The organism is Luteolibacter sp. Y139, assembly GCF_038066715.1.
Lineage (GTDB): Bacteria > Verrucomicrobiota > Verrucomicrobiia > Verrucomicrobiales > Akkermansiaceae > Haloferula > Haloferula soli.
Genome location: NZ_JBBUKT010000012.1, coordinates 114,574 through 128,718, shown reverse-complemented (window position 1 = coordinate 128,718; position 14,145 = coordinate 114,574). Strand labels below are relative to the sequence as shown.

General features: G+C 64.3%; 7 protein-coding genes. 2 read left to right on the top strand and 5 right to left on the bottom strand.

Going from position 1 to position 14,145, the window contains the following annotated elements:
• Positions 1-46: 46 nt before the first annotated feature.
• On the bottom strand, positions 47-5,035 hold the full coding sequence (locus tag WKV53_RS23960; RefSeq protein ID WP_341407358.1) for a lamin tail domain-containing protein: 4,989 nt from the start codon (positions 5,033-5,035) through the stop codon (positions 47-49).
• Positions 5,036-5,256: 221 nt separating this feature from the next.
• Between WKV53_RS23960 and WKV53_RS23955 the strand changes: the two genes are divergently transcribed.
• Positions 5,257-5,793, top strand: coding sequence for a hypothetical protein (locus WKV53_RS23955; RefSeq protein WP_341407357.1), 537 nt, complete (start codon positions 5,257-5,259; stop codon positions 5,791-5,793).
• Here WKV53_RS23955 and pabB read toward each other — a convergent pair.
• The 4 genes from pabB to WKV53_RS23935 form a co-directional block, all read right to left on the bottom strand.
• Positions 5,780-7,033 carry an aminodeoxychorismate synthase component I gene (gene pabB / locus WKV53_RS23950; RefSeq protein ID WP_341407356.1) on the bottom strand — a complete coding sequence of 418 codons (1,254 nt, stop codon included), beginning with the start codon at positions 7,031-7,033 and terminating at the stop codon, positions 5,780-5,782. The two genes, WKV53_RS23955 and pabB, sit on opposite strands and share 14 nt — an antisense overlap.
• A gap of 67 nt (positions 7,034-7,100) precedes the next feature.
• Entirely contained in the window at positions 7,101-7,994 is an 894-nt protein-coding gene (locus WKV53_RS23945; RefSeq protein WP_341407355.1) for an alpha/beta hydrolase, read from the bottom strand.
• Positions 7,995-8,044: 50 nt separating this feature from the next.
• A complete protein-coding gene (locus WKV53_RS23940; RefSeq protein WP_341407354.1) occupies positions 8,045-8,692 on the bottom strand; it encodes a response regulator in 648 nt (215 codons plus the stop codon).
• Positions 8,689-11,652: a sensor histidine kinase gene (locus tag WKV53_RS23935; RefSeq protein ID WP_341407353.1), complete on the bottom strand. Its 2,964-nt coding sequence runs from the start codon at positions 11,650-11,652 to the stop codon at positions 8,689-8,691. The genes WKV53_RS23940 and WKV53_RS23935 overlap by 4 nt, the downstream gene beginning before the upstream one ends.
• A gap of 169 nt (positions 11,653-11,821) precedes the next feature.
• Here WKV53_RS23935 and WKV53_RS23930 point away from each other — a divergent pair, with 169 nt between their 5' ends.
• Positions 11,822-13,939: a coiled-coil domain-containing protein gene (locus tag WKV53_RS23930; protein ID WP_341407352.1), complete on the top strand. Its 2,118-nt coding sequence runs from the start codon at positions 11,822-11,824 to the stop codon at positions 13,937-13,939.
• Positions 13,940-14,145 lie beyond the last annotated feature (206 nt).

Genomic DNA, 14,145 nt, shown 5'->3' with positions numbered 1-14,145 from the left:
GATCTGTCCGCGGTTTGATGGGAAGGAACCTCCTGCCGAATAGATGTCACGGCTTCCACGTCGCGCGCACGCGCAGGAAGCGCTTTGCCCCGGTGGCCGGTGTGGCGTCGCGGAAGACCGCGTGCTCGATGCCGGAACCGAGCGGCGTCGTTTCCGCGGCGGTGCTTCCGATCACCGTCCATTCGCCTTGGAGGCTGTCGTTGGCGAGGAGTTCGTAGAGGACATCCGTGGCTGTTGTAGGGCGGCGAATGCGCACGGCCGCATGCTTGGCCGCGGCCACCGTGCTCCACGTGAAGATCACGTCCGGCTGGTCGGGTACCAATGGCTGCGTGGCGAAGGCATACTCCTCGACATTGCTGCGGCCGTCGCCGTCGGGATCGGCGGAGGGGCCGGACGTCGCGGATGCGGCGAGCTGCGCCGGCGTGAAGGTGGCCGTGGTCCACGCGTCGAAGGTCCCCGGTGCGAAGACATCGGCAGTGCCCGGCGAGCCGCCGATCGCACCGCTGACGGCCCAGCCTTCCGGGTCGTTGTCTCCCGCCGGTTCGGTGGGATGACGGCGAACGAGCGAGACTCCCGTGCCATCGGCGGCGGTAGGCCACGGGGAGGCATCATCGTAGTTCACGCTGCGGATCACGCTGTCGCCGGGCGTGTAGAGGATCAGGTTTTCACCGGCGTTATCGAGCTTGCCCGAGTAGTGGCCGGCTACCGGCAGATTGTTGCCGTAGCGGTGCTGGAAGGCATCAAGGTTCCCCACCACCAGCACCCGCGCGCCGGGTGCGAGCGTGCGGCCGGTGGCGGCTCCGGTGAAATTGAAGCTCACCGCACCATAGAAATATACCCCATCGAGATCGACATACCGGTTGCTGGTGTTGAGCAACTCCACAAACTCGAAGTCACTCCCGTCTTCGAAGCCCGCGGTGATCTCGGAGGGCGAGGGATCGGCCGGGTGGTAGTGGATCTCGGAGATCGCGAGGTTCGACGGCGACGCCGGATCGGTATCCAGCAGGAAGGTGGCCTCCGTCATCGCGCTCCAGGTGGCACCGCTCAAGGCACGGGCACGCAGCTTGCGCTCGCCGGTTCCCGTCAGGAACAGCGGCGTCGGCGTCGATGACCGGGTGGCGGTCAGCGAGAGATTCATGCTGATGTCGGAGCTCGTGGGAGCGCTTTGGTGGATCTCCACGGCGATGACGTTGTTGCCGGCGAGCAGCAGCGCGGGATTCACCTGGGTCGTGGCCAGGGTGTCCTCGATGTTATTACCCGCGTAGTAGTTGTAGGCAGGGTCCACCGGCAGGTTGCCGGCGATGCGGGTGCCATTCAGGTAAACGGCGTAGGCATCGTCATACTCGACCGTGACATTGAGGTTCGTGATCTGGCCGGGATTGGTGACCGAGAAGGCACGACGGAAATAGGAGGTCGCCGTTTTCTGGCCCGGCGAGACTTCGGTGATCGGGATGATCGTGGTTTCATCGCCATCGCCGTACCCGAGCTCGGCGGTGCCGGTGGACCAGGAGGCGTCACTGAATGCCGCCGCGCGCCACGTGGTGCCCTGATTGCTGCCATCGGACAGATACTTCCAGCCGGATGCCGACATCGGAATGAGATCCTCGCTGGTCGTGGCGGAGGTGTAGGTGAGGGCACCGCTTTTCACCGCGCCGCCCACCGCGCGCGGGTCGGAGCCGTCCGGCATGTAGTACCAGGTCGAGGATGCCGGACCATTGATTACCGCCTGCACGCCGCTGTTCTGGTAGCCGCCGAAGGGGGTGACCACCGGCGCATCGAGCGTGGGATAGAGTCCGTCAGCGCGGAGCTGATTGAGGATGACCGACGTGCGCTGCGGCAGGTAATTGAGCAGCGAGTTCTGCGCGTTGATCCAGGTTTGGCGGGTCTTGGGCGTCGACACCTTGGCATCGCCCCAGCGGGCGCTCTCGGCGATGATGGCGTCATCGACCACGCCCGCGAGCTTGTTGATCCGGTTTTGCCAGGCGTTTGGCGTGAAGGGGCCGTTATTGAAGAGCTGCTTGTGAACGCGATCCGCCCAGCGCATCCGATACTCGGCGTTTCCGATCAGGTCCTGATGGAGGAACATCGGATTCGAGTAGGAAAAGTTCGACTCGTTCGGTGCGGTGAAGGGACCGGTGCGGTCCTCGTCCACGTTGAAGAACGTGTGCTCGAAGTCGTGCGCGAAGAACCGGAAGCCTTGGCCCGGATTGCCATCGCGGCGACGACTGCCGAACCAGTTGTTGGCGCGATCATTGCCGAGGAAGGCCGAGGTGCAGCCGTCGAGGTTGCCCGTCCAGAAGGTCAGCAGCAGGTAGTCGATGAGATTGTCCGGATCTAACAAAACGGGATCGGCCGTTGGAGTCACGCCATTGGCTCCGCGTCCCATCAGGCGGAAGTAGTTCGCGTTGGTCGGATTGGCGCGATGGGTCTTGGCCTTGTTCCAGAGATCCTGCCATGCGACAAGCGTCCCGTCGGTGGCACCGACCGTGTAGTCCGCGGTTTGCTCGGCCTTGACCACGTCGTAGTCCGCGCTGTGGCCGCCGAAGTAGCTTTCCGCGAAGTCGGCCTCGGTGCGTTCGTCGAGATTGTAGAGCCCCCAATACTGGCCATTGAGGAAGAGGTGGAAGTAGCGAACATGCGAGCCCGGCTGGCCCATGTCGAGCTGGGCCTGGCGGGTCGATTCCTCGCGGAGGAAGGTATTGGCGTCATCCCCGCCGAAGGACCATGAGTAGTTCTGCGCGGTGCGGAAGTCGATCTGGTCGAACTCCTGCGCTCCGTAGCGGCCGAAGAGCGGATAGGTCAGCTTCGAGTCACCATACTCGCCGCGGAAGAACGCGCGGAAGGAGTGCTTCGGATTGTCCGTGCTGCGCGAGTAGCCGCCGCGCAGCCGCAGGCCGGCATTGACCTGGAATTCGCTGGTACCGTTCGGATTGGTGCCATTGGGTGGATTGATCCACTCCAGCGAAGCAGGCCGCTCCCACGCGAAGCCGCGGTTGTTAGGATTTGAATAGATGCCTTGTGATCCGTTCATGTTGAACAGATTCGGCAAGTCGGTGGTGATCGAAACTGCTGGCAACGAGGCGATCGCAGCCTTCACCGATGCCTGCCCGCCGATGTCCGGGTTCGAGTGATTCACGATATCCGGGTCCATTCCGTAGTCGAGCACCTGCGAGGTACCGCTGGCCGACGGCCAACCGGGCGGCGGCGTGCCAGTGGAGGACTGGGTGATCACGTCATTGAGGAAGAGATACGTTTGCGTATCGACGTCGGTGGACTCCCAGCCGGGCTTGGTGGCGATGGCACGCAGCACTGACGTGGAGGAAATCGTCAGCGGGCCGGTGTAGGTGGTGCCCGCGGTGGCGGAAGGCGTGGAGCCGTCGAGGGTGTAGTTGATCGTGACTCCTGGCGTGGGCGAGGTGATCGCGACGGTGACGGGTGCGGTGAAGAAACCACGCTTCACGCTGAACTGGGTGTCTTCCACCTTGCCGAGCGAACTGGGCTGGCCGTTGATCCATCCCGGAGTGGCGCGGTCATTGCCGTAGAAGGCAGGCGCTGCCGTGGGAATGTAGGTGCCGGCGATCAGCTCAGGCAGGATCAGGAAGCTGGGATCGTTGGCCGTGTTCTTCATCCCGTGGACGGCGAGCACATTGTTGCCGCTGGCGATCAGCGGGAGCTGGGCCGTCACATTGAAGGCCATGCGCCGCAGGCTGTCGGCATTCGAGCGGGCGCCGCTGGCATTCGAGTTCCATGCCGGGTTTCCCGGGACGTTGTCGCTGGCCACCTTGGTGCCGTTGAGCCATGCGGCGAAGCCGTCGTTGTGGCGCGTGACCAGGGACATCGCGGTGTAGGTACCCGGGCCGCTGGCCGAAAAGGCCGTGCGGAAGAAGGCTCCGGGTTTGCCATCCAGCAGGGTCTGCGTGTTCGTGGCGAAGACGCTGCCACTGCCCGCTGGCAGGGTGCTCGCGGCCAGCCCGCCATTGGCGGTGTCTCCCACCAGACGGAAGACATTCGCATTCCACGTTGTGTACTGTCCCGGCGCGGCGAAGAACTCGAGCGAGTCGCCGCCGGTGCCCTGGAACATCACCACTTCGAAGGTGTGCAAGCCGGCGGTCAGGTTGCGCGATCCGTAGTTGTCGATCGGCCCGTGAAACGTGTCGTCGTTGATGACGGTCGTGTTGTCGATCTTCACGCGGACACCGTCGTCCGAGTTCGTGCCAAAGGTGTAGTAGCCGGCCGATGGAATATCGACCCAGCCGGTCAGCTTGATCGCGTAGTTGTCACTCGCGCCCAGCGGAGGAGAGGTGTTCAGCTCGAAGCGACCGTCGGACCCTTCACCCAGATAGTTGACTATCGGCTCCGTGACCGTGGTTTCGCTGAGAATGAGGGAACTACCCGTGGGCTGCGCGAGCAGGGTATCCGCATCTCCCATGCCGCCGATGGAACCATTTTTGCACACCTGCCGCACCGTGATGCCGGGCACGGTCAGCCCGTGGCCCAGGCCGCTCGGCCCGACCGACCATGTGCCATCGGCAAATGCCGTCTGCGTCCAGGTCGCGCCCGGATCGCTCGCACTCGCCGGCACCCGGTAGCGGGTATTGGCTCCCGGCGCGATATAGACGGTGCGCAGGAAGCGTCCGCCGTAGGATTCATCGCCCTTTTGCGCGGGGTATTGCGCGCCGAAATCCTGTGCCACCGTGGTGCCGTCCGGCTGCACCAGGGCGAGATACTCGCCATCGGCCGACAGCGAGAAATTCGCGTGCAGCGGCTGGTTCGGAAACCTGCGGTTCTTCCCCGATGCCCACACGAGGCGGAACTCGCCCGGTGCGAGGGTCACATTCGGGAATTTCCACTTTTTGAGATCCGTCGCGGTGTCGGTCAGATACCAACCGTCCAGCGACACCGGCGCGGTGGTCGGATTGTGGATCTCGATCCAGTCGGAAAAGTCGCCGTCCTCATCCACCGCGGTCGCCTTGTTGCTCGCCATGAACTCGGTGATCACCGGGTTGGCTGCCGCCAGGCCGGAGCATAGGGACACGAGGGCGCAGAAAAACAGGGTGGGTCGCATTGGGTTTGGGGCCTCCTTACGGATCGAAATGTGACACCCTGTTCACAATTCACATTCGTGCAACTCCCTAAACCGGGGACAAGAGGTCGGGAAAACCCGCAGATTGAGAGAGTTCCATCGCCGGCGGAGGAGCCTGAAAGCCCGGTGGTGGAAGGGGTGTAGTGATCCTGCTCCGAGACACTTTCACTCCCATGGCCCTCGTCCTCGACCTGAATATCATCGCCGTCGTACTGTGCGGGGCGATGATCGGGACATTCGGTTTCCTGGTGGTTTCGATCGTTGTGGCGTTTTTCGATCCTCCGAAGGGTTACGGCTGGTTACGGTGTTCCATCTGCGCGGCGGGCGTCATCTTCAGCTCGGCGATGTCTTTGTTCCTCTACGTGGCCACCTCATTCTGGAGAGGAGGTCAGCTGCTAATGGGCAGCGAACTTTCCGAGCTGCGGATAGGAATGGCGATCCTTTCGATCCCGATGGTCGTCGGCCTTTTGGCTGCAGTTGGGACGAAGCACCAGCTGGTCCGGAGGACGGGAAACCTTGTCGTCTATGGGATTTCTCCCGTGGTGCTTGTTCTGGTGATCGCAGACGGGCCCGGCGGAACGATCAGAGATCTCACGCCTTGGATCTTGACGGCCACCGTGGCGGAAATGATTGCGTGGGGAGTCCTTGTGATTGCCGGTCGCGGAGGTCCTTCGCCAGAGCGTAGGCCAGTTCGACTCAACAAAGCGTGAACCGCTCCACCGCCAGCCGGATCCCGGCGGCCTTGTGGAGGGTTTCGTCGTATTCCTTCTCCGGATCCGAGTCGGCCACGATGCCGGCACCGACGTGATAGCTCAGCGTTTCGCCCTCACGAACCAGCGTGCGGATCGCAATGTTGAACTGACTTTCGCCGTGGTAGCCGAAGTAGCCGAGCGCCCCGCAGTAGACGCCGCGCGGGACTTCCTCCAGCTCCGCGATGATCTCCATCGCGCGCTTTTTCGGCGCGCCGGTGATGCTGCCACCGGGGAAGCAGGCCGCCAGCGCCGCCGGGTGATCGATTTCGGCGCGCAGTGTGCCGGTCACCGTCGAGACGAGATGGTGGACTTGCCCGAGCGTTTCGAGCTGCAGCATCTCGGCGACCTGCACGCTGCCGAATTCGCTGACTTGGCCGAGGTCATTGCGCAGCAAGTCGGTGATCATCACCAGCTCGGCGATCTCCTTCGGGCTGGTCTGGAGTTCGTAGGCGGACCGCCGGTCCTCGTCCGGATCGGCGAAGCGGGGGCGGGTGCCCTTGATGGGGCGGGTCTCGATGCCTTGGCCGGAGAGCCGCAGGAAAGTCTCCGGTGAGGAGGAGAGGATCTCTTTTCCACCGAGTGAAAGGTAGGACGCCAGCGGGGCAGGGGAGCACTCGCGCAGCGTCTCGTAGAGCCCGAAGAGATGCTCACCGCGAACCTGCGCCGCGAAGGCTTGGGTCAGGTTCACCTGATAAATGTCGCCCGCCGCGATCCACTCGTGGATGCGCCGCACGGCTCCAAGGAAGGTCTCCCGCTCCATCATTGCCCGGAACGGCCCGATCTCCTGGCGTGGCATCGGTGCCGGCCGCCGTTCCGCGGAAAGCCGGCCGGTCTCGTGCCAGCGCCCGCTGCGGTGGTCATGGACCAGCATTTCGGGGAAATCGCCGAAGACGAATTCGCCGTCGTAGCCGACCCAACCGCACAGGCCGCCGAGCGGGAAGCCGCGGTCCGGTGCTGGCGAGGCGGCCCCTTTTGCCAGCGTCGCCCGCAATTTCGCGCGGTCCGCGGCGGCGTGGATCGAGCCCTCGATCACCTCCCGCGGCCGGGCCGCGATGATCGACACCGGCGCGCCGTAGCTCGCCGGCAGGTTTCCCGCGGTGTCAAAGAACACCAGCCCCGGCAAATGCGCGAGCGACGCCGCCACCTCGGCCGGCGTCAGGCCGTCGAGCGGGGCTAGGGCGGTGGCGGCAGGGTCCACGCCGCGGAAGGTGGTGGCGTCCGGCCCGAGATTCCAACCTCAAAATCGCCTGTTTGCAGACAAGCAGTCAGCGCTTCAGCCACGCGTCCAGCAGCGTCGGCCATACCGCGAGATCGCCCTTGCCGTTCATGCCATACCCGTGGCCGCCTTTTTCAAAGCAATGCAGGCTGACCGGCACGCCGTTCGCCTTGCAGGCGGCGGCGAACTCGAAACTGTTCCGGCAATCGACCATGTCATCCGCCGTGGTCAGCAGGAATACCGGCGGTGTCTCCTTGCTGACCTGCTTTTCGGTCGAGCACTTCTCGATCATCTCGGGCGACGGATCCTTGCCTAACAGATTCGTCCGCGACCCGGTGTGGGCGAGCGGACCCATGCTGATGACCGGGTAGATCAGGATCGAGAAATCCGGACGTGCGCTTTGTTTGTCGATCTCGTCCTTGCCCTCTTCCGGGAAGGTATCGGCGAAGCGGGTGGTGCAGAGGCTGGCGAGATGGCCACCGGCGGACGAGCCCATCACGCCCACCTTCGCGGGATCCACGCCCCACTCCTTGGCATTCGCCCGCACGGTGCGGATCGCGCGGCGCGCATCGAGGAAAGGCACGGGAAATTGGTAGCCGAGCTCGGCCTTGCCGGTGACGCGGTACTTCACGACCACGCCGGTGATGCCGCGCTCATTGAGCCACTTCGCATAGTCGTGGCCCTCGTGGTTCATCGCGAGCACGCCGTAGCCGCCACCGGGAAAAATCACGACCGCTTGGCCGGTGCGCTTGTCGGCAGGAGCGAGATGGACGGAATACTGCGGCACCTCGATGTCGCCGTAGCGCCACCCATCGGTGACGTTTTCCGTGCCCGCAGGTGGCCGCTTGGCACCAGGTGCCTCACCGCCGGGCCACAGGGGCTTCCAGTCATCGGCGGCGGAGAGGGCGGTCACGAGGCAGCAGAGCGCGAGCAGCGGTTTCATGGCGAGGCTCGTTACCGATGTCAGCATGCCGATGTTTCGGCAAGCTCCCTTCATGTCCCGCCACCGACATCCTTCATCCCCAGGAATTTCAGCGCTGCTTCCGTGCGGCAGCGGACGTGCAGCTTTTCGTAGATCTGCTTGAGGTGCCAGCGGACGGTCTCGACCCCTACTGACAGTTCATCGGCGATTTCCTTGTTCGCCAGACCCTTGGCCAGCCCTTGGAGCACCTCGATTTCGCGGCGGGACAGATTTACTGTTTCCGCGGGAGCAGCAGCGGCAGTCTTGCGGAAGGATTCCACGACCTTGAGCGCGATCTCCGGCGTCATCGGTGCGCCACCAGCGAGGATTTCGCGGATCGCCTCGATGATGTCCTGGGGCTTGCTGCGCTTGAGAATGTAGCCGCTCGCGCCGGCCTTGAGCGCGTCGAAGATCTTGTCGCCGTCTTCATAGACCGTGAGGATCAGCACCCGCAGCTCGGGCAGCAATTGCTTGAGCTTCGCCGTGCACTCGATGCCGGAAAGATTCGGCAGGTGAATGTCCATCATCACCAGATCGGGCGTCAGCTTCGGGATGAGGCGGATGCCTTCTTCGCCCGAAGCGAAGGTGCCGACGCATTCGCAACCCGGGATCGACTCGACCAATTCGGCGAGGCTGGCGCGGACGGTGGTATTGTCTTCGACGATGGCGATGCGGTTCATTTGGGAAGCGTGAGCGGGAGTTCGAGCGCGACCACGGTGCCAGTGGGCGCGGATGTGATTTGAAAGGTGCCGCCGGCCGATTCCATCCGGCGCTGCATGTTGAGGAGACCATTCCGCTCTGCCGAAGCGGCGGCAGGGTCGAAGCTCTTGCCATTGTCCACGATGTCCACGAGCAATCGGCCATAGCGGCAGCGCAAGGTCAGGCCGACCTCGGTGGCGCCCGAGTGCTTCATGGTATTGTTCACGGCTTCGTTCACGGTCATCAGCAGGTTGTGGCGCTGTTGGGAATCCAGCGTGCACTCGGGCAGGTCCTCATCCACCTCCAGCCGGCAGCGAATGCCGGCGGCGGTGAGGCTTTCGCGGACCCGCGAGCACAGGTAATGAACCGTGGAGGAAAGCGTGTCGTTGTGCGGATTTACCGTCCACACGATCTCATCCAGCGATTTCGCCATGTGGCGCGCTCGCTCGACCATGCCCAGCACCTTGTCGCGCGGCGGGCCTGCTTCCATCGCTACACCGGCAAGGGTGCCGAGGAAATTGATCTCGGTGAGGCTGGCACCGAGGTCATCGTGCAGGTCGCGGGCGATGCGCGCGCGCTCCATTTCCACGCGGCGTTCCTGGCGCAGCGCTTCGACCTTCCGGCGCAGCCGGCGGCGGGACCACTTGTAGACGACAGTGGCCAGCAGCATCGCCGTGGCCACCGAGGCGGCGAATTGGAAAGCGAGCCGCTGCCAGAAGTACGGCTCCTGTCGTACTTGGATCGTCGCTGCCTTGGGATTCCACGAGCCATCGCGGCCGGCGACCATCAGGTCGAAGCGATACTCGCCCGGCGGCAGCGCGGCGTAGCTGACCGTGCGCGCGCCCTCGATCTCCTGCCACTCCTTCTCCAGGCCGTCCATGCGGCAGCGGAAACGCACGCGCTCCGGCGCGACGAATTCCGGCGAGGTGAAGCGAATCCGCAGCGTCCCAGCGCCAGCGGGCACCTCGATCTGCTCCAGCGCCTGCGGCCGCGAGCGGTCCCAAAGCTGCCCGCTGTCCGTCGCGGCGGAGTCGATCCGCACCACCGGCGCGCGCGGCGCTTTCGAGAAGTCCTTCGGGTCGAGATGGATCGCACCGGAAGCAAGTGAGAACCACAGGGTGCCGTCCGCTGCCTTCGCACACAGGTTGCCGTGCTCGCCGCTGAACTGCGGCGTCGGCAGCCCGTCCTCGCGACCGAGGCGGATCCCGGAAAAGCGGATGCCCGATTCCAGTTCATCGCGAGATAGCCGCTGCAAACCGGCGTCGGTGCCGAGCCACAGGTTCTTCCCGTTGTCTTCTAACAACTGCACCACCGTGCTGCTCACCAGTCCCCGGTCGGTGTCCCAGCGGGTCATCGCGCCGTTACGAAAGCGGACGAGTCCCTGGCCCAGCGTCCCGATCAAGAGATCGCCGCCGCTGTCTTCTAACAACGCCACCGGATTCAGGACGTCCTTCCCCGGCTCTTCACCCACGCGGGTCCACTTGCCGTCCACTCGCCGCCACAGGCCGTCCGATCCACAGGCGGCCCACACATTGCCGTCCCGGTCTTCCAGCGTGTCGTGAAAGCGCATCTCCGGACCTTCCGGACCACGGTAGGCGGGATCGAAGCTGCCATCCTTCAGGCGGTGGATGCCGAACTTCTGGACGCCCACGAGCAGCGAGCCATCGCGCATTTCATGAAGGGCGGAGACTTCCTTTTCAAAGCCGGCCTCGGCTACTGCCAGCCGCTCGATCTCGCCATTGCGGATTCGCAGCAGGCCATCCCGATAGGTGCCGGCCCACAGGGTGCCATCTCGGGTGGTGCTCAGCGACCAGATCAGGCCTTTGTCCGGCTGCTCGAAGTAGGAGAACGCCGGCACGAAGCGGTGGTTCTGGAGCCGGAAGATGCCCGCGCCATCGGTGCCTGCCCACACCGTGCCATCGCGATCGATGACCAGCGCGGAGGTCACCGTGCGCCCCAGGCCCTCCTTCGCGGCGAAGCTTTCAAAGGGCCGGCGGCGCAGCAGGTTGAGACCGCCACCATTGGTGCCGAGCCAGACCAGCCCGTCGTCATCGATCACCAATGCGCGCACGTCATCGAGCGAAAGCTGGCCGGTCGAATCAAGCGTGGTCCACTTGCCGTCATTCAGCACCAGCGCACCGCGGTCACGGGTCGCGACCCACAGCTCGCCATTCGGTCCGGCAGAGCAGGCGAGGTTCGGCCCCGCTTGGCCGCCGGGCATCGATTCGCCGAGATCTTCCCACGTGCTGCCACGCTGGCGCAGCAGGAGGCCCGTGCCCGCGATCACCATGCGGCCTTCGCCGTCGCGGCAGAGTTGGCGAAGCTCGTAGCCATTCCACGGGCCGGGGACCGAGCGTGCCTCGCCGGGCCGGTCAGGATGCCAGCGGCACAGGTGGCCGCGGGTGAGAATCCACAGGCCGCCATAGCCATCATCCAGGAAGCTGCGGGTGTCCGCCGGGATGTCGCCGAGATCCACCTGGGTGGCCTTTCCTTCCGCCCAGCGCCAGCACGCCTGATACATGCCGAGCCAGATCGAGCCGTCCTGTGCTTCGCCGAGCGAATAGATCTGCTCCACCGGCACACCCGCCGGGATGTGCCACGTTCCATTCTCGCGATACGCCGCACCTTTCCGCGTGCCCACCCAGACCCGGCCGCGGCGGTCGATGTGCAGCGAGTGGATCTGCGTGTCCGGCAGGCCATCGGGCAGCGAGAAGAGCTCGAAGCGCAGCCCATCGAAACGCGCCACGCCATTCCCCGTCGCGATCCAGAGGAAGCCATTGTCGTCGCGAGCCACGCCATTCACCACATTGCTCGGCATGCCTTCGCCGGTCTGCCAAGCGCGGCTCAAGTACGATGCTCCCCGTAGCGGCGCGACGGCTGCCACCGCGAGGGCGAGGCAGACGTGCAGGCGGATGGCGGCCGCGCGGAAAGGGTTTCCCATGAAAGCGAAGCGAAGGCGGTTTTGCGGATGGTTCCGGTACTATGACTCCTACGGCGGGTTCCGGGCAACCGTTTCCACGGCGTGCGGACCACTTCCACCCGCACGGGGGGGCGAAAATCCTCCCTTGCCGTGCCTTCATTTTCTGCCGCTCCTTTGAGAGGCCTCCGTGATGTCCCAGAAACCCGAGCCCGTGAACCATCGCCGCCGCGCCGTGAAGCGCGGTGCCGCCGTGGCCGTGCTCGTGATCGGGGCCGCCATTGGCGTCGCGGTGCCGATGCAGCGGTCGCACGCGGAGAAGGAGGCCCGCCGGGAACATCTGGCCTCCTCTTTGGCAGAGGGCCTCCGGCAGCTGGAAGCGGTGCGCCAGGAATTCTCCGGCCTCGAAACGTCCAAGCGTGACGAACTTTCCCTGCATGTGGCCACCATCGCCCCACGGGCCGCCGGTGAAGTTGCAGTGATGCAGGATGCCGCCCTCACCGCCCAGCGGAAGATCGCACAGGCGCTCGAGGGCACCTTGGGCGACCTCACCGAGTTTTCCGCGAAACGCGCGAACGTGAACTTCGATCGCGTCTTTCAAGCGCACGAGTTGGTCGCTGGGTGCCAGGAGGAAATCCTTTCCTCCCAACAGAGAGCGCTCGGCGAGCTTTCACTGCTCCATCCCGGCCATCCCGCCGTGGCCGCACAGCAAGCGGCCCGCGAGGCCCAGGTTTCGATCGGCACCAAGCTGGGCGAACTGATCGCTGCCCGCGACCTTGCCCGCGGCTCGCGTCTTCGCACCGCCAGCGAGCGCGAATATGACCACCACACCTATAACAAGGAGCGCGCCGAACGCCGCCTTGCGCAGATTCCTCGCGACCTCGAGACGATGACCGGCCGTGCGAGCGAATTGGCTGCGATGCAGAAAAGCGTGGCTCATGAGCTGGCCGTTGCCACAGATGAAACGACCCGCTCTCGACTGGAAGGCGAGGCGGTCACCGTGACCCGTGCGCTGGCGGATCTTTCGAAGCGCAAGGGCGATGCCGAAAAGCAACTCGCTTCCGCCGCTTCCACCTTGGCCAAGCACGCCCCGAAGGTTGCTGAACTCGAAGCGGTCCTTTCCCGCGAGCCCACGCCGCCCACTCCCGAAGATCTCAAGGTGATCGGGCTGCAGCGCGAGCTCGTCGAACTCCAACGCCAGGCAATCAACCTGCAAGTCGCTGCAGCTGCTGCCTTGAAGGACTTTCCCTCGCTCGCCAATTCCCAATGTGTGAACGATGCCATGGCGGCGCTTGGTACCGCGGCCACTGCGGATTTCCGGGCCGATGCCTACCATCGCGCCATCGCGTTGGAACAAGAGCTTCGCGCCAGCTTCCGCAAGATCCAAGCGATGGATCTGGCCATGACTCGCAGCCTTCCCCTGGCGGAGGCGATGGCATCGATGGAGCCCGCGCCCTTGCCGCGTGCGGAGCTTTCGGCGCAGGACGACCGCGCGAGTGCGGAGATCGATTCGGTGGTGGCCGGTGCGCACGCTTTGTTGGATCAAGCCCGTCGTCTGGTGATCGCGAAGGAGACTGCCGTGCAACGCGGCGCGATGCTGGGGAAACTCGAATCCTTCGTCGCTGCCGTCCGTGAGGATCCCGCCCGTGACCTGACCGGTTTGCTGGCTGGCCGCGATGAAGGCGTGACCCGCCTGATGCCCGGTGGTCCGGGAGGGCCGCCGCCATTGGATGCGAAGACGGTCTCGCTGCCGGCTTTTTCCCTGCTGAATCAGCGTGAGTTTTCGCCGCCCCCAGCCTGGTTGTTCGTCGATCACTGGCAGGTCCTCGGTCCTTTCGACAATCCGCAGCGGGCGAACATCGATACCTCGTTTCCTCCTGAGTCTCTCGTCGATCTCACCGCCACCTATCCCGGCAAGAATGGGGTTCCCATTCGATGGGAGACGGTCGACTCCCCCGCGCCGAATGTGATGCCGCCCTTTCGCGGCTACAATCAGGCACGCAAGATCGACGGTCTCGACGAGCAAACGGCCTACCGCTCGAATCTCCGCTACACGATCTACTACGCGTATGCCGAGCTCCACTTCGAGCAGGACTGCGACCGCTGGCTGGCCATCGGCAGCGACGATCACTCGAAGATCTGGATCAATGGCGATCCGGTGTGGAGCAGTGGCAAGGACGCGAAGGCGTGGCGAGTGGATGAAGGCTATCGCAAGGTCCACTTCAAGGCCGGTGCCAATCGCGTGCTCTATCGCGTTGAGAATGGCGATGACCGCACCGAGTTCTCGCTGCTGGTCGGCATGCAGCCTTGATCCTGTCAAAGCAGGAGCAGCGTGATTTCGCACGTTGGTAGCTCCCGCGTCTTTCGATGCCCTTAATCTAACAGAAATCTATTCCACGAACTTTCGGCGTTGTGGTGAAAGATTCAGGAAAGTCGCTGCGGTGCGCGTTGATCGCGCATGGAGTGGACTAACAGATTGGTAATTCAGATCCACCCTCATGGGGGGTGAATATCACC